This window comes from Facklamia hominis CCUG 36813, from assembly GCF_000301035.1.
GTDB classification, from domain to species: domain Bacteria; phylum Bacillota; class Bacilli; order Lactobacillales; family Aerococcaceae; genus Facklamia; species Facklamia hominis.
On record NZ_JH932292.1, the window covers coordinates 1,752,860 to 1,770,280 of the forward strand.

Genomic DNA, 17,421 nt, shown 5'->3' on the forward strand with positions numbered 1-17,421 from the left:
GCCTGTGAACTTAGGAATTTATTCTCTAGTCGCTCCTTATTTCTAGGGGGAAAGGTCGTCTAGTGCCTTTGAAAAACCATTCAAAGGGTTGTTTTTGAATGTGCATGGGGCTTGTTATCGTAGTCTAGTAAAATCAGAAGATTTCCGAACATTAAAATAAATAAGCTTAAAATAATTTGGTAAAAGGTCGTGCTCAAAGGATTGCTCTTTTATAATAGGATCTATCAAGTTAAGGAGGAATTCTATGAACGCTATTGCACAGTATTTCAAATTTGAGGACAATCAGACTAGCCTAGGACGAGAGATCCAAGCAGGGGTTACAACTTTCCTAGCCATGTCCTACATTATATTTGTTAACCCGGCCATGCTCTCGCAAACTGGGATGCCGGCCCAAGGTGTCTTTTTGGCAACGATCTTCGCTTCTGCCATATCGACGGCCTTTATCGGACTCTATGCCAATGTTCCATACGCTTTAGCACCGGGGATGGGCTTGAATGCCTTCTTTACTTATACAGTTGTCTTTGCCTTAGGTTTTAGCTGGCAAGAAGCCTTATCGATGGTCTTTATCTGTGGTTTGTTAAATGTTTTGATTACGATTACTAAGATTCGTAAATTATTGATCACCTCGATCCCTTCTTTTTTACAGCATGCGATTTCGGCTGGGATTGGGATTTTTATCGGTTATTTAGGAATTAAGAACGCGGGGCTCTTACAATTTACCTCGGATGCGAGCAATATTCTATCCATTAATGGGGGCGATCCAGCAGCAAGCTTGACGGAACCGGTGACCAGTGTTGTTACCTCAGGTGGTATCTTACCGGCGCTCGTGAATTTCAATAATATTCCGGTATTTGTCGCTTTAGCAGGGTTAGTGGTAACCATCATTCTGATGTTACGAAAGTCTAATGGAGCTATCCTGATTGGGATCATCTTTACCACCATTCTAGCCTTTGTGACAGGAATGGTAGACTTTTCGCATTTGAATTTTTCATCTAATAGCTTGTCAGATTCTTTCAAACAATTGGGTCAGACTTTTGGGGTTATTTTCACTTCAGCGGGTATCCCATCCTTATTCTCAGACCTTTCTAAATTACCAGTAGTCTTGATGACTATCTTTGCCTTTTCTTTATCGGATGTCTTTGACACGGTAGGGACCTTTATTGGGACTGGCCGCCGTTCTGGTATCTTCTCAGAAGAAGACGAGCGAGCTCTTGAATCGAGTTCCGGCTTTAATTCCAAAATGGACCGGGCCTTATTCGGAGACTCTGTCGGTACGATTTTTGGGGCTATTTTAGGAACTTCCAATACCACAACCTTCGTGGAATCATCCGCTGGAATTGGAGCTGGAGGACGGACTGGCTTTACCTCGGTCGTGACGGCTATCTGCTTTGTTTTAGCTGCTTTCTTATCACCAGTGATTAGTTTGGTGCCTGCCCAAGCGACAGCGCCTGCTTTAATTATTGTTGGAATTTTGATGGTGTCATCCTTGAGTGATATCGACTGGGCTAATTTTGAAATGGCTGTGCCAGCCTTCTTTGCCTCTGTCTTTATGGGCTTATCTTATTCCATCTCGAATGGGATTGCAGCTGGCTTTATCTTCTATGGGATTGTTAAGATTTTTACTGGAAAAGCCAAGGAAATCCATCCTATTCTATGGGTATCCATGTTGCTCTTCATTTTGAATTATCTAGTGATGGCCTTCCTATAAAAAGTCTATCAAGAAGCTGGTTCATGCGGCTAGCTTCTTTTTTTGTGGGCAAACTTTCTTGCAATACCGACCGCTTTTCTCTATACTTTGAAAGTTAAGCAAAATAAGGAGGTAGGTCAATGAATAATATGACGGAAGGACCTATTATCAAGAAAACGGTCCTATTTTCTTTGCCGCTCATTATCGGCAATCTTTTTCAATTATTTTATAATATGGTCGATACTTTTATTGTTGGGCGAACTCTAGGGCTGGAGGCGCTAGCTGGGGTCGGAGTGTCAGGCTCTTTGACCTTTTTTATTCTAGGTTTTGCTCAAGGATTTACCTCAGGAACGGCAATTCCTTTAGCGCAAGCTTTTGGGGCGGGAGATTACCGCAAGGTCAAACGGTCAGTTGCGATTAATATAATGCTGGCTTGTGCCGTGACTGGGGTCTTGACTCTAGCTTCGACTTATTTCTTAGGGGATATCTTACGATTGATTCGAACCCCGGAAGAAATAATTGGCTATGCCTATGATTACATTTTTATTATTTTTGCCGGAATGATTGTGACGATTCTTTTTAATATGTTGTCCAATATATTAAGAGCCATTGGGGATAGTCGGACACCCGTGGTGGCTTTGATTGTGACGACAGTGGTGAATATTATTTTGGATTATGTTTTAATTATTTATTTTAAGATGGGTGTTAAGGGAGCGGCTTATGCGACGGTGATCGCTCAGGTTGCTGCCATTATGATCTGCTTGTATGTTATTTATAAGGGAATCTATGTCTTGCAAGTGGAGAAGAAAGATTTTAAGTTAGTGGGAGATGAATTAGCGCTTCACTGTAAACTTGGCTTCCCCATGGGTTTCCAGATGTCTATTATAGCGATCGGTTCGGTCTCTGTTTCTATGGCTTTAAATACGCTTGGTCCCAATGCAGTGGCAGGTTATTCAGCTGCTATTAAAATTGATCTTTTAGTCGAACAGATTATGGCCTCGCTTGGACTAGCAGCGGCAACTTTTGTCGCACAGAACTTTGGTGCTAAAAAATATGACCGTCTTTTAACGGGGGTTAAGAAGTTAGTCACATTAAATATACTGATCTCCTGGGTAGCAGGTCTGATTGTCTTTTTTGTAGGTGGTCAATTGACGGCCATCTTTGGGGATCAAGCAGTGTCGAACACCCTCTATGAGTATGGAAACACCTTCTTTCATATTATGGGCCCTAGCTTCTGGCTCTTAGCGATCTTGTTTGTGCTACGGTATAGTTTGCAAGGGATGAATGATTCGCTCTTTCCAACCTTGGCTGGTATTGGCGAATTGGTCATGCGGGTCTTAGCCGCTTTCTTCCTGACACCTCGGATGGGCTTTGCTGGAGCAGTCTTGGCTAATCCCATGGCTTGGATTGGATCCGTTGCCTTCTTGATTCCAGCCTTTTTGATGCATCAGAAAAAGCTCAAAGCCATCATGAATGCCACCCAAGACCAATTGTCTATGGTAGAATAAGAGTAAGTTATCTAGTAAAGGAGCCATACAATGAAATTAATTTCTTGGAATATTGACTCGTTAAATGCGGCCTTGACCAGTGATTCGAATCGAGCCTTGATGAGCCGGGCCGTTTTGCGTGATCTTGTTGAATTAAAACCGGATGTTATAGCTATTCAAGAGACCAAGCTCAGTACTAAGGGTCCGACAAAGAAACATTTGGAGATCTTAAAAGAACAATTTCCAGAGTATCAGCTGGCTTGGCGGTCATCCTGCGAACCCGCACGAAAAGGTTACGCAGGCGTCATGTTCCTATATAAAAAATCGATTGATGCTCAGGTTACTTACCCAGAGATCGGGGGGCCTGCACTCATGGACTGTGAAGGGCGAATCTTGACCTTGGAATTAGAGGACCTCTTCTTGACCAATGTCTATACGCCTAATGCGGGTAGTGAATTGAAGCGGCTAGCTGACCGTCAGATATGGGATCAAAAATATGCGGATTATCTGGTTGAATTGGACCAACAAAAACCGGTCATCGCTATGGGGGACTTTAATGTAGCCCATGAAGAAATTGACCTAGCCAACCCGGCAAGCAATCACTTCTCAGCAGGCTTTACCGATGAAGAACGGCAAGGCTTCTCGCGCTTACTGGAACGAGGATTTACCGATAGCTTCCGTCATCTTCATGGACCGGTAGAAGGTCAATACACTTGGTGGGCGCAACGGGTGAAGACATCGAAGATAAATAATTCGGGCTGGAGAATTGATTATTTTGTTGTCTCTAACCGTTTGCGCGACCAAATTAAAAACTCTGCCATGATTGATTCAGGCGCTCGTCAAGACCATACACCGATCCTGTTGGAAATGACTATTTAATTAAGGTATAATGAGAATATGTATTAGAAAGAATCGATAGAAAGTAGGGTCATGATGAAAAAATTCATTATTGATGAAGCAATTTTTGACTTATTTCCGGATGCTGAATTTAATATTTTGGTGTTAAGAGGAATCGATAATACGGATCGTAATCATCAACAACGGCAAGATCTACTGGATCAGGGAACTCAAAGAGCGAAACAATTCTTAACCGAAGAGACCTTCCGTTTGAACCCAGTAGTGGCACAGTGGCGAGAAGCTTTCAGTCAATTTAAGACGAAAAAAGGAGCTCGTTGCACCATTGAAGCCATGCTTAAGCGGGTTAATTCTGACAAGACCTTCTCACCAATCAATCCTTTGGTGGATATCTATAATGCCATCGCCTTAGCTTATGGGATTCCTGGTGGTGGTGAGGATATTGACTGCTTAGCCGGAGACCTTCATTTGGGGATGGCTAAAGGGGGCGAAGAGTTCTTGCCTTTAGGGGCTGAAGAATCCGACCCTGCTTTAGAGGGGGAAGTGATCTATTATGATCAGCAAGGGGCTGTTTGTCGTAATTTTAACTGGCGAGAAGCTCAACGAACCATGTTGACAGAAGCAACGAAGAACGCCCTTCTATGTTATGAGGCGATCAATCAAGAACAAGCAGCTCGCTGCCAAGAGGCAATGGCTGAACTCAAGCCATTATTGGAAGACTTTTTTGGCGTTGATGTAATCCTGTACCGCCTAAATCGTGACCAGAGAGAAGCTCTATTAGAAAAATAAATACTTAGAAAGAGGCTGTGACACAAGTCTCAAAAATACCCAGAAATTTTATCCAATAGGAGTAAAATTTCTGGGTTCTTTCTTTTTCTGTCTTTCTTAATCGCAATTTTCTTAGGTTAGTTGCCATTAGAGCTAATCCCATCTCATTATTCACGGCCTGTTTCCCTCGAACATGAAATCGAGTGAATCCCAAACAAGCCTTCAGATGACCAAATGTTGGTTCAACATCGATCTTCCGCTGGCTATAAATTGGACGATATTTCGGATCTTTTAAGAGCCCCCTTTGCTTGGCTTTGAAGTAGTCATACGAAGGATTAACCGTAATTTTTCGGACATATCCTTTCTGAGTAAGGGCTGCTTCAATTTCTTGTTGATTCTCATCGATCCGTTCTGCTTGATACTCTTTAAAATTTCTTTCAAAACCATACTTATCCGTTCGGGTGCGATAAGCGACGAAATTAAATCGTACCCCTTGAGGATCGACGTAACAGTCTTCTTTTTCATCATAGTCCCAATTCATGACTTTTGAGTCGTCACTTCGCCATTTTCGACTCTGTTCTTTAAGATACGTGCCATAAGGAATTAATGCGGTGATTTCGGGAAAGCTTTCTTCAAGATAAGTATAGTTACTTTCAGAGCCATATCCTGCATCCATACTCACCACTGAAAAGGAGCGAAACAGTGCTTGATGACTCTCAAAGAAAGGTCTTAATGTCCGCGTATCTGTCGGGTTTGAAAAAAGTTCATAAGCTAAAACAAACTGATGAGAGGTGGCAATCTGTAAATTATAGCCCGGTTTCAACTGACCATTCTTCATGGGATCTTCTTTCATTCGCATAAAGGTCGCATCGGGGTCCGTTTTTGAATACGAATGACGTTCACCTAAGATGGCTCGTTGCGTTTGATAGTGTTGATGCTTGGAATGACAATGTTTCATGCGCCTCAATTGACTCTTGACTTTTCGCCGCTCCTTTTTGTGAGGATTCGGTGACAACCGAGGAGACTCTTCGATGGTTTCCTCTAAGTCTTCTAAGCGAACTTCAAGCTGGGTAATGGTTTCTTCAAGCCCTTCAAGCGTTAGTGGGGTCTCTTCTGGAATCAACCCCATTTGATAATACTGACGCATTTCATTGACGAGTTCGGTCATCTTTTGTCGATTCATTGCTTCAAAGCGGATCGTGTTCTTTTTCCAGACAAAGCTGTACTTATTGGCATCCGCTAAGATTTTTGTCCCATCAATAAAGAGATGATCATCGATAAGTCGTTGTTGTCTTAAATACCGCACAAATTCATCATAACTTTGTTTAAGAATGTCAGCTAATTCATCGGACTGTCTAAATCGACAAATTGTACGGTAAGAAGGTACTTCATTTTGACACAACCAGATAGCGGGCAGATTTTCGCGAGCCAATTGTTCCATCGAGCGACTGGTGAAGACACCGCGAGAATAAGCATATAATAATAACTTGAGTAACATCGAGAAGTCATATTTACGAGGACGACCAAAGAGATAGGGATAATGAATCTCTAGAGAGTCCACAAATTGATGAATATAGTAGCTGATGTGATCTTCTTGAGGGCGGTATTGATAAGAGACTTCCAAATAAAGTTGATTTAGGTTATAATGAGTATGCATTTTTTGGTCCTTTCTAGGATTGAAATGGAAACAGAGGGGTGAGGTCCTCTGTTTTTTTATTGATTAACTTAATTATAACATAAAAACCGGCTGAATCGTTGATATTACAACGATTCAGCCGGTTTTTTGGTGGACTTATGTCACAGCCTCTTTTTGTATGTTTAGATGTTACTGGTTAACTGGATTGTAATGGATTAAAAGTTCTTTCGAAAAGGATAAAGTTAGTTAGAATAGTTGAAAATAAAAAAATAAAGCGAATTCATTTAATTTTTTTGATAATTGATTTTTTGGAAGAAAAAAGTGGCTAATCAAAGTATTATCAAGCTTGATGGAATCGTTGTTATTAATAATAGGAGTTAGCCGACGGTATAGAAAACGTTTTATTCAAAGATCGGTTTGATAATAAAATAATTATTATAAATTAATGAAATGGCTGGATTAATGAGGTATACTAATTCTAGACACTTAGTCTAATTTTGTTTTAATTAAAATACGATTTATTAAAATAATTATTAATAATAAATGGTGAGGAGTGGGTAAGATGTTGGGGAAGAATAATAAGCGCTTATATCAAGAGCAATCTGCCAATCGAATCGTTCGATATGCGATTAAGCGGCTAACAGTTGGGGTGGGGTCAGTTATTGTAGCAACAAGCTTATTAATGGCTGGTAATGTTGCTTCAGTAAACGCACAAGAAATTAATACGGATACGACAGACGTTGTAGAAGCAGAATCAATAGCCTCGGAATCAAATATGAAGCTTGAAACTGAAGATAAAGTAGCTGAAGAGTCTCCTGAAACTCAAGACTTGTTGGAAGTCAGTGAGGAAAATATACCGGAGGCTCAAACCGCAGATCAAACTTCAGAGAATATCGTTAATCTGAACTTAAGAAAAAGTTATGAAACAGAAAAAGACCGTGTATCATTTGAAAATAAAAAATCATTTGATGTTAGAATGGACTATCAAATCAAGGAATCGAAAATGTTTGAGGTTCAATTAGATGAAGTAGATCCAGAAGATGAACCGGAAGATATTAAAGATAAACGATACACTAAATTGCGTAATTTTATAGAGTATGATCAAGAAGCTTTAGATTTTCTACAATCTGACGATTCACGTAAATATGAATTTAATAGGAAGAAGCAATATCTTAATTATGAAAATCCTTATCGCACCAACTACTACAATCGACGTACGTATCAAGTTGTAATGCAACGACAAGGTGGAGATGATATTCCTACTTTTAAATTAAAAGATTCTTTTGGAAAAGAACGAGAAATTAATTTAAACCAAAAAGATGAGACAGGAGCCTATCTACCTTTCAAATTTACTTTGGGTTATTTAGATAATGCGACCTTTATTCAGGATGGGTTAAAATCAGCGACACGAAATGGAGATTTGACTCAAGAGATTCAAGGGGATAATGGCAAATTATCACAAGGTTTAGGTAAGTTCGATGACCCGGTGATCAATCTTTTTGAAGACAAAAAGGATTGGAAACAAGTATCTAATCAAACGGTGCCACGGGTATTAACTTGGAATATTTCATTTAAGAAATGGGTGCAAGAAGAGGGGACCTTTGATGTTAAAACAAGGTATTTGCTCCAAAGCTTAGAAGATCCAACTCAGTATATACACGATGAATCAAAAGATGAGGATCGTTTTGTTCAAAAAAGTGATCGTAAACTTGTTGGGAGTGAGATTCCAGGCTTTAGCTATCATGCTGAAACGCCGCAAGAACAAATCATTGATGAAAATCAAGGTGTTGTGGAGTATAAGCTAGATCGTAATACTTATCAACTGAATTTCCATGGGCCGATCGTTTCTTCTCATGTATCAGAAGAACGTTCAGAAGCTTTAAATAATGAGACGAAATCAATCAATCTAAAATATGGTGAAACGATTGACGGTTCTAAATTGCTGAGCGATTTGCGTGTTCAAGGAAACTCATTGGAGACGGGTAAAACACGTGTTAAAATTCCAAATGATGAAAATCCATATCGAGAGTATTTATTTGATGGTCTTTACTTGGATCCGGAGTACAATCAACGAATTGCTCCAGATGACAAGAACCCACGTCTTACTTCCAAAGTCACAATGGGTGCAGGAGATATGACACTGTATCTTAAATGGACGGAGTTAGATTTAAGGGGTTCAAAGGTTGATACATTTGTTAATCATTTTGAGATCGAGAATATACCTGATGAAAAATTACCCAAAGGTGTTACTGTTGTAGATCAAGAAGGAAAAGATGGCGAAACGATAAGGTATTACAAATATATTTATGAAGATGGTCAAAATACCGGAAAACTTCAACTTATCAAAGAAGAAATAAATGATTCGGAAAAAAGAAAAGTTCGCTATGGGGTTAGTACTTTAGTTGAAGAAGTACTTGAAGAGGGAGCCACTGAGGATTATGAACTAAGCGAAGAAACTTTAAAAGAAACGCTTCGTGACCCTAAAGTTCTTGAGGAAGATCCAAGTTTCTTAAAACGATTAACCGAAACTCAAGTCGTTGAGGATCCATCATTACCTGAAGGTGAAGTGAAAGAAGAAGGACCTACAAAAGGCAAGCGCCAACGAATTAAAATTCAACCTAAATTAATTACACCTTCAGGTGAAACAATCAATTATGGTGATCCAGTCTGGATATATCGCGTCATTGAAGCACCGAAACCACCAATAAAATATATTGGGACGGGTGTTGTAGGAGAAAAAGTAACGGAAACAGTTACAAAAGTGATACCTTTTGAAACAGAAACTGTTGAGAGAAAAGATCAGCCTTACGGTTGGACAAAGGTGACTCAAGAAGGTAAAAACGGTCATATTTTAACGGTTAAAACCCAGCCGACTTTAAATGGTCAGCCTGACGGAACACCAACCATTGAAGAAAAAACTATTCCTTCCGTAAAGCAAATTATTGAAGTGGGAACGGGTTCGCATGATCCTGGTGAAGTTAAGGAAAAGGATATTGTCAAAGAGATTGAAGTCGATAGCAAAGCCCCAGAAGATAAATCGGCTGCTTTTAAAGAATCCTATTATCTTGTTCAAGTCTATCAACAGAAAGAAGATTTTTATAAATTTAAAGGATTGGATCAATATGAACTCCTTAACCATAAAGTCTATCAGCGTCAACAGGAAAATGGCCAGTTAGAATCATTAGCATCCGCAATCGAACGTGAAAAAAAATCGGATCCTTTCCTTGAATTTAATCCTTTATTATTTAAACAAAATGATGGACTAACTAAGACAACGATGGGAGCAGATAATGAACTGCCAGTCCATCAATATTACCTAGATCGTGTTTGGTACAATCTTGTTTTAGGGAGTGACCAACGTGGTTTGTATGGTGGAACGAAGTTAGAACTTAAAAATGTGCCAGTTAGAGATTCAGAGGGGAATGTTACGCTTCAAGAGAATTTTACCTTGGATCTAACCCATCAAAATGGCGAAAAATATGTAAACTTGCCTGTTTATTATGGTGAAGATTTGAGTTTCCTCATGAATGCGATTTTTGAATACGAAAAAGCGCATCCGGATGAAAAGCTAATCTATGAAACGTTAGGTGGCGGTATCAAAGACGGTGTTCGTCAACTGAACATGACCACTGAGGACTATGAAAAATTATTACAAGATATTAAAGATACGAAAGCAAAAATCGATGAACAATATAATACCGTTCACAAGCCTTTTGAAGAAGAATTAAAGGCGGCTTACCAAGCTTTTGAACAAGAAATGGCTCAACAAGCGGGTAAATTGACTCAAGAGGAAATTAATCAGCGATTCAAGACTTTTAATGAAGAACAAAGCGCTAAAAGACGCGCGCACTATCTTCAATATAAAGATCAAGACTTTGAGCTTCAAGAAGGTTTACGTCGACTGGAAGCAAAGAAAGCAGCTGCATTTAAGACCTTGGATACAGCTGGACGCTTTGAGCCGTTTTATAAATTTAGTCAACGTCATGCAGAGTTGATCTATAATAAGCCAGGCGGATATCAGCCAGGTGAAGATCGACCAGATATGAAGACAACCTTCCCTAAGGGTTATCCGGGTAATGGCGAAGCTTTCCCTGAAGATATTGAAAAATTAGACCGCCGTGTCTTGTTAACCATTAATCGTGCTGAGCGTGGTGCTAAAGATGGGATTGATGGAGGCGGTATTGGCGTATGGAATTGGACCTACGGAGGGGACCGTGGCAAACTGAATGTCAAATATCGTTTTGAGAGTTTAGAGGATGCTCAAAAATTCTATCGCTCGGATGATTACTTAGACCAAGCTTATTATACATGGTTTGCGATGAATCAATTTACTGGACGGGAAATTGAAGGATTCAGTCACACGACTGATTTTATGGTAGTTGAGAAAGACGGTAAAGTCCTTCTAGAAAATAAAGGGATTTTTACCGATAAACGTGACGGGGTCACACCAGCCTATCGTCGGATTGATAATCAACTCGCTTATACGCAACGATACCGAGAAGAGGAAATTTCTAAATTTGAAATTAATAAAGCGGATATCTATATCGGTGGAAAACTTCCTGAAGAAAGTCAAAATATTCAGCTTCCTGATGGAATTACTGATAAAGAATTTTATGAGAACTTCCAACGAAAATATGCCGATAACTGGTCACCAAATCCTGACAAAGATCGCACCATTGTCTATAAAATGACTCGTAACAAACATCAAGTGAAGATCTATGGTACCTTACGAGGTGTTCCGGCATATGCTCAAACGAAATATAATATTGATTATATGACGCCAAGCAATACACCAACTCTTAAATATGGACAAATCTTAAATGGTGAGTCGATCTACGGTAAGAAGTATTGGGTTGAAGGGGATACACGAACTGAAATTGTCAAGGATTCTTCAGGAAAAGAAATCCAACGTAGCTATGTCTTCCGCGGGCTTTATACAGATCCACGCTATACCGAAGAAAGTAAAGTCTCATATGGTACTCTAACCATGCCTGATCGTGATTTAGCACTTTATGAGAAATGGGAACGGGTGGAAAAAGATCCTAATGAAGTATTTACTAAAGAATGGATCAATACAATCATACGAGAGAATAAAGACCTTCCAGATGGATATATGAAAGTTGTCCAAGAAGGGCGTGAAGGTGTAAATCGACATCAGTTGATTCGTTCTTATATAAATGGTGAAGCTCAAGATAAGATAGAACGTAAAGATTCTCCTTGGGTGGATGCGGTGGATGAAATTATTGAGATAGGGACTCGTCGATTAGTACTAAAATATGACAAAAATACGGATGATGAATCAGTCACAGCGCCAGAAGATAATAAGACCTATGCTTATGAAGAAAAGGCAAGCGTTAAAGGTCCGTTAGTTCGCGAAGGATATAAGTTCCTAGGATGGAGCTTGAAACAAAATGATCGTGAAAATCTATATCAGACTGATGACTTGCTTAAGATGGAAGGAAATCAAGAGCTGTTTAAATCTAAACAAGCTGATATTATTCTATATGCTCAGTGGGCACAGACCTTTAAATTAACTTACAAGGGTAATGCGACTGGAGTTACTAATGTTCCAACTGATACGACTAATTATGAGTTGAATCAAGAAGCTACGATTAAGTCAGATTCTGGCATGACGCGTGAAGGTTACTACTTCACAGGTTGGAACACTCAAGCAGATGGTCAAGGTCAAAGCTATGCGATTGACTCTAAGCTACCAATGACGAAGGATTTAACGCTTTATGCTCAATGGGCACAGGTCTTTAAATTGACTTACGATGGTAATGCGACAGATGTGAAAGGTATTGTTCCAAAAGACAGCACTAAATATAAGTTGAATCAAGAAGCTACGATTCAATCGGATAAAGATATGACACGCGAAGGCTACTACTTCACGGGCTGGAACACTCAAGCAGATGGTCAAGGTCAAAGCTATGCGATTGACTCTAAGCTACCAATGACGAAAGATTTAACGCTTTACGCTCAATGGAGTAAGTACCTACACCTTACTTATGATGGTAATGCGACCGGAGTAACTAATGTTCCACAAGATAACCACACATATAAAAATGGTGATAAAGCAACAGTTGCTCAAGCACCTTCACATTCTGCTTATCGTTTTATGGGTTGGAATACTCAAAAGGATGGTAACGGTAAATATTACATACCAAGTGATCAGTTAGAGATGACTCAAAATAGGACTCTTTATGCTCAGTGGGCGAGCGTAGGAGAACCACCGATTGAGTATGTTCCAGAATTGATTCATGAGGACAAGAGAATTCCATTCAAAGAGATTATCCGAGAAAATCCAAACCTACCAGCAGGAACAAGAAGGGTTATTCAAGTAGGTAAAAATGGGCTACATCGCGAATTCTTTGTGGTGACTAAAGATCAAAAAGGAAAAGTAATTAAATCTGAAAAGCTAAATTATTCTGCCGATGATTATCCTGCTATTGATCAAATCGTTGAGGTTGGGACTGGAGTTACACCAGAGCCAGAAAAACCGACTCCTGAACCAGAACCGGAACAACCGTGTCCTAATCCAGAACCAGAACAACCGACTCCTGAACCAGAACCGGGACAACCGACTCCTGAACCAGAACCGGAACAACCGACTCCTGAACCAGAACCGGAACAACCGTGTCCTGAACCAGAGCCAGATCAACCAATTCCAGAACCAGAAAAGACACCAGAGTCAAGGCCGCAACCATTGCCTAATGTTGGTTCTCAAGTAGATCAAGGTTCAGTATTGCCACAAACGGGTGAAGATGATTCAACCTTGTTGCTTAGCCTTGCGGCTTCGTCAATTTTAGCGGGTATCGGATTGATCAATGTTCGAAAAAAAGAACAGGATTAATAGGTCACAAAAAACCAATGTTTAGGAAATCATAAACTTAGTTAAGATACACTTAGTGTTGTATCAAGTAAAGAAGATGGCTCTTTAGAAGAGACCAAGCAAATCGCTTGGTCTCTCTTTTTTATTCTTGTTATAGCTATTAACTAAAACTAAACAAGAAAAATGGCCAAATATTGAAATGAAGCGTTAATAAATAGGTCGGTAAAGCAAGACTGACCATGATAAAATAATATACGAGTTGAGGAAAGATTAGCACCACAACTCAAGAGAAGCAGAGTCATTTATATAACTAAGAAACGAACGATTCTTAACAATCCTATCATTCACTACTCCTATAAATTTAAATCCTACCATTTTTTAAATATAGTGAATGATCCTAAACCTTAGATACCCCCAATATCTAAGGCTTTTTAATATTTATAGCTTAGATAATAGTATCTAAAAATAATGAGATAGAATTAAGCGTGGTTCAAAAAATTAGTTGAAGATTTTATCAGTATCAATGAAACATTTTTTAGAATTTGATTAATTTCCATAGCAGTAAAAAAACTGAATGTCCACTTTTTAAAAGATCAATCAATAAATAGGACGGCGAATCTTAAGAATTTATGTTATGATGTAGTCGTGAGTTAGAAGAACACTTCGAAATTTTGGCTACTAACTCGCTTTCACACTTGAGACTAAAACGTCTCAGCAGCTTGTTCACTCTCTGATTTGGTCATAGAGACCAAAGAAGTGGACACAAATATAGCGATACCTCATTCACAATCTCCTATAAATTTAATTTTTCCTACCATATTAAATTATTGTGAATGACGGTGCCTAGCCCTCAACTTTGGTCAAGTTGAGGGTTTTTAATATTCCGATGATTAACAAGCCTTGTTTCAATAGAAGGCTATCCACTATAATAGGGGTATTGATTGAAGAAAATTAAATAGAAAAGGATGCGACCTATGTTAATTATTAATCAACAACATTTACCAGAAATTATGGATGAATTATTAGCCAAGGATAGCGTATCGAAGGAAGACTTACAACGATATTTTAATCGAGTGGTCCAAGAATTAGCCCCCAAAGCACAGGATCTGCTGCATCAAATTGATGCCTTATCTTTAGAGGTTCATCGCGATCCTTTCGCTTTATTAGAGGATCTATTAGCGCTTGACTTGCCAGATCAGCGTTCGATCTTAGAAGGACTATTGGCTAAGGGATATTTGCGGCATTTTCAGGTTAAGTATTGCCCTCAGGGTCCCTTGGTCTTTCAAGGACGGACCCTCATGGCATATGATGAACAACAGACGATTAAGGAACGGATCTTTGTAGAGACGAGTTATTCAACGACCGGCTTGGACCAAGCTGATTTGGTGGAGATCTATGTCGAAAGGCCAAGAGAATATCAAGTGGGAGGCAAACAAGCACCGGCTCTTTATATTGCGAATCCATATTTAATGGGAACGAATGAAGAGGCTTTTAAGGCCGATAACTTACATGGCATCGAGGAAGAAGCTCAAACACCGGTTAAGGACATGGTCCTTAAAGATTGGTCCAAAAAGGTTGGACCACGCTCTGATAATCCTATAACAGAATCCAGCCCCTTACAAGAAGTTCAAGAGCCTGCCATGAGTCAGATGAATCCAGCGATGAAGCGTTATCTGGCTAAAGGCTATGCGGTGATTCATTACGCAGGACGCGGGGCTTATTATTCCCAGGGCTTTAACCTAACTGGATCTGTAGAGGAATTGGATGCGGTGGATGCAACACTAAGATGGTTGGATGGTCAAGCAGCTGCCTATTATGATTTACAAGCGACCCAGCCTGTGAGGGCAGATTGGTTCAACGGTTCGGTCGCTATGACGGGTAAGTCTTATTTAGGAACGCTAGCGATTGGGACAGCTACCTATAGTCGATCCAAGTGCTTAAAGACGATTTTACCGGAAGCCGGGATCTCTTCTTGGTATGATTATTACCGATATAATAATTTAGTGGTGGCACCTCAAGGTTATCCTGGGGAGGATATCGATAGCCTATCCTGGTATTGTGAGTCCTTCCTGATGAACCCTACTAATACTAGTCCGAACCGTCGAGAACGTTTCATGGAGCTATTTGATCAAATGCGTCACGATATGGACCGTGAGTCAGGACATTATAATGCTTTTTGGGATGAACGCAATTACCTGAATCAAGCGGATCAGATTCAGATCCCTATGTTAATTATTCATGGAACCAATGACTGGAATGTTAAGATTTCGCATTTATTCAAATTATTAAAAGCTTCCGGTCAAAGTAAGTCTTGCCGTAATTTTCTGATTCATCGTGGTAAGCATATCTGTATTCATTCCATGACGAATTTCCCATTTTTGCCATTGATGGATGCCTGGTTAGATCACTATTTATTAGGATTAGGACAAGCACCGCTTAAGAATGGTCGAGGTTATGTACAATCGAATTTAGACCCGGATGATTGGCAGTTGGTCGACTATGATCAACGTCAAAAACTTAATTATTGTCTACAAGAGGGAGCTTTGGTTAAAGGGGAAGCTTCAGATGTGACGGGTAAGGAGCGACATACTTTTAAGACGGCCTTGGACTTTTCTTCGGCCAAAGATTGGCAGGAACAACTCGTTCAAACAGATTCTCCCTTAGCGTTGCGTTTTGACAGTTCGGAACTTGAATCATCGCTTCATCTGCATGGGGATATGGTTTTGACGATAGAAGCCAAGTCGGACCGACCCAAGGGAGCACTGTCATGTATGCTGTTAGATTTAGGTAAGAGACAGATGGTTGATGAACGGGTCTATTCGACCACTGATAAGCAATTAGCGATTGGTCTGACCAGTCGTTTACCTCAAACTACCTTTAGTTTAGAGCCTCAAGATCAGGATGTCCATGTGATTACCCGTGGTTGGATGAATCTAGAAACACCTGAAGCTATTGCTAATGATCAAGATTATGCCCGCTATCGGATTGATATGATTGGTATGGATTATACGCTAGCTAAGGGGCATCGCTTGGGCTTGGTGATTTTTGGAAATGATTATCTTTATACCTTACATCCAAAACAAAGTCAGACGTACGAGATCAATTTGTCCTCCTTGAATTTGCAGCTTGATATGATTGACGAATTTGAGTAGAGGAGTTAGATATGCAAGCTTTTTTGAAGTTGTTGGATTTGCAGTTGACCTTATTGGTCTATATTCTGTTAGGTTTTTGGGTAGGGAAAAAACAGCTGATCTCAGAGCAGGGACAAAAAAGTTTAATGAAATTATTAATCGATGTCTTTTTGCCTTTGATGGTTTTTAATTCCTTTAAAGCGGTTAATACTAAGTTGCTAGCCTTGAGCTTTCAAGCTATGTTGGCTGCTTGTGTCATTTATACGATAACGAGTGTGTTGGCTTATCGCTTGTATCGGTCTTTTCCTGCTAAAAAAGGGCGAGTGATGGGCTATGGAACCTTAGTGAATAATGCGGGCTTTGCGGGTTTACCGATTGCGGAGGCCATCTATGGGTCAGCAGGTGCTGTGATGGCTTCGGTCTATTTGGCTCCGCACCGACTTTTTATGTGGACGGTGGGCTTAGCGATTCTAGAAGGAAAACCAGTCTCTCACTTTGATCAGAAGACTTTATGGCGGTTGTTGACTAACCCATCGATAATTGCCGTTTTTCTAGGCCTATTAAGGGGCTTATTAGAGCTCAGTCTACCTAGTTTTATGGACCGAGCTCTGGGGGGCATTTCTGGCTTAGTAGCACCACTAGCGATGGTTATGATCGGTTGCATTATCTCGCAAGTGGATTTAGCTACACTTTTTGAAAAGCCAGTCCTATATTATTGTTTCATTCGATTGATGGTGATTCCTTTTACCGTGATGTTCATCATGAAGGGCTTGGGACTGGATCCTCAGTTGACCGGTGTGGTGACCATCCTGACCGGAATGCCGATTGGGACACCTACGACAGTATTAGCGGCTCAGTATCAGTTGGATGTAGCCTTTGCCGCCAAGCTAACTTTCTTATCGATCGTCCTTTCAATTTTTACAGTCCCTTTGGTATTAGCTTTTATTTAGATTAGCAATGAGCTTGTGGTGATGAGCCACAAGCTTTTTTGTGCTTGACAGGTAAGGATTTTTGATTATTATATA

8 protein-coding genes are annotated in these 17,421 nt (G+C 40.0%); 7 read left to right on the forward strand and 1 reads right to left on the reverse strand.

The genetic code is table 11. The features are described 5' to 3' along the window. Positions 1-244: 244 nt before the first annotated feature. The 4 genes from HMPREF9706_RS08205 (at position 245) to HMPREF9706_RS08220 (ending at position 4,818) form a co-directional block, all read left to right on the forward strand. On the forward strand, positions 245-1,708 hold the full coding sequence (locus HMPREF9706_RS08205; RefSeq protein WP_006908908.1) for an NCS2 family permease: 1,464 nt from the start codon (positions 245-247) through the stop codon (positions 1,706-1,708). Positions 1,709-1,827: 119 nt separating this feature from the next. Continuing rightward, the gene (locus tag HMPREF9706_RS08210) at positions 1,828-3,195 is read left to right on the forward strand and encodes an MATE family efflux transporter (protein ID WP_006908909.1); all 1,368 of its coding nucleotides are present in this window, start codon (positions 1,828-1,830) and stop codon (positions 3,193-3,195) included. A 30-nt stretch (positions 3,196-3,225) separates the two neighbouring features. After that, the gene (locus HMPREF9706_RS08215; RefSeq protein WP_006908910.1) at positions 3,226-4,053 is read left to right on the forward strand and encodes an exodeoxyribonuclease III; all 828 of its coding nucleotides are present in this window, start codon (positions 3,226-3,228) and stop codon (positions 4,051-4,053) included. Between the two features lie 54 nt (positions 4,054-4,107). After that, positions 4,108-4,818, forward strand: a complete 711-nt coding sequence (locus HMPREF9706_RS08220) for a B3/B4 domain-containing protein (protein WP_006908911.1) — start codon at positions 4,108-4,110, stop codon at positions 4,816-4,818. Between the two features lie 4 nt (positions 4,819-4,822). On the opposite strand, the gene HMPREF9706_RS08225 is transcribed toward HMPREF9706_RS08220, so the two are convergent. After that, positions 4,823-6,454, reverse strand: coding sequence for an IS1182 family transposase (locus tag HMPREF9706_RS08225; RefSeq protein ID WP_006908912.1), 1,632 nt, complete (start codon positions 6,452-6,454; stop codon positions 4,823-4,825). 541 nt (positions 6,455-6,995) lie between these two features. Between HMPREF9706_RS08225 and HMPREF9706_RS08230 the strand changes: the two genes are divergently transcribed. From HMPREF9706_RS08230 to HMPREF9706_RS08240, 3 genes are all read left to right on the forward strand, one after another. Continuing rightward, positions 6,996-13,286 (forward strand): YSIRK signal domain/LPXTG anchor domain surface protein, encoded by a 6,291-nt coding sequence (locus HMPREF9706_RS08230; protein ID WP_006908913.1) that lies wholly within the window; start codon positions 6,996-6,998, stop codon positions 13,284-13,286. 953 nt (positions 13,287-14,239) lie between these two features. Then, on the forward strand, positions 14,240-16,417 hold the full coding sequence (locus tag HMPREF9706_RS08235; protein WP_006908914.1) for a CocE/NonD family hydrolase: 2,178 nt from the start codon (positions 14,240-14,242) through the stop codon (positions 16,415-16,417). 11 nt (positions 16,418-16,428) lie between these two features. After that, the gene (locus tag HMPREF9706_RS08240) at positions 16,429-17,346 is read left to right on the forward strand and encodes an AEC family transporter (protein WP_006908915.1); all 918 of its coding nucleotides are present in this window, start codon (positions 16,429-16,431) and stop codon (positions 17,344-17,346) included. The last annotated feature ends 75 nt before the right edge of the window (positions 17,347-17,421 follow it).

What these genes read in the sequence shown, in the direction of transcription:
- HMPREF9706_RS08205 (WP_006908908.1), top strand. Translation starts at nt 245, where the DNA reads ATGAACGCTATTGCACAGTATTTCAAATTTGAGGACAATCAGACTAGC.
- HMPREF9706_RS08210 (WP_006908909.1), top strand. Translation starts at nt 1,828, where the DNA reads ATGAATAATATGACGGAAGGACCTATTATCAAGAAAACGGTCCTATTT.
- HMPREF9706_RS08215 (WP_006908910.1), top strand. Translation starts at nt 3,226, where the DNA reads ATGAAATTAATTTCTTGGAATATTGACTCGTTAAATGCGGCCTTGACC.
- HMPREF9706_RS08220 (WP_006908911.1), top strand. Translation starts at nt 4,108, where the DNA reads ATGAAAAAATTCATTATTGATGAAGCAATTTTTGACTTATTTCCGGAT.
- HMPREF9706_RS08225 (WP_006908912.1), bottom strand. Translation starts at nt 6,454, where the DNA reads ATGCATACTCATTATAACCTAAATCAACTTTATTTGGAAGTCTCTTAT.
- HMPREF9706_RS08230 (WP_006908913.1), top strand. Translation starts at nt 6,996, where the DNA reads ATGTTGGGGAAGAATAATAAGCGCTTATATCAAGAGCAATCTGCCAAT.
- HMPREF9706_RS08235 (WP_006908914.1), top strand. Translation starts at nt 14,240, where the DNA reads ATGTTAATTATTAATCAACAACATTTACCAGAAATTATGGATGAATTA.
- HMPREF9706_RS08240 (WP_006908915.1), top strand. Translation starts at nt 16,429, where the DNA reads ATGCAAGCTTTTTTGAAGTTGTTGGATTTGCAGTTGACCTTATTGGTC.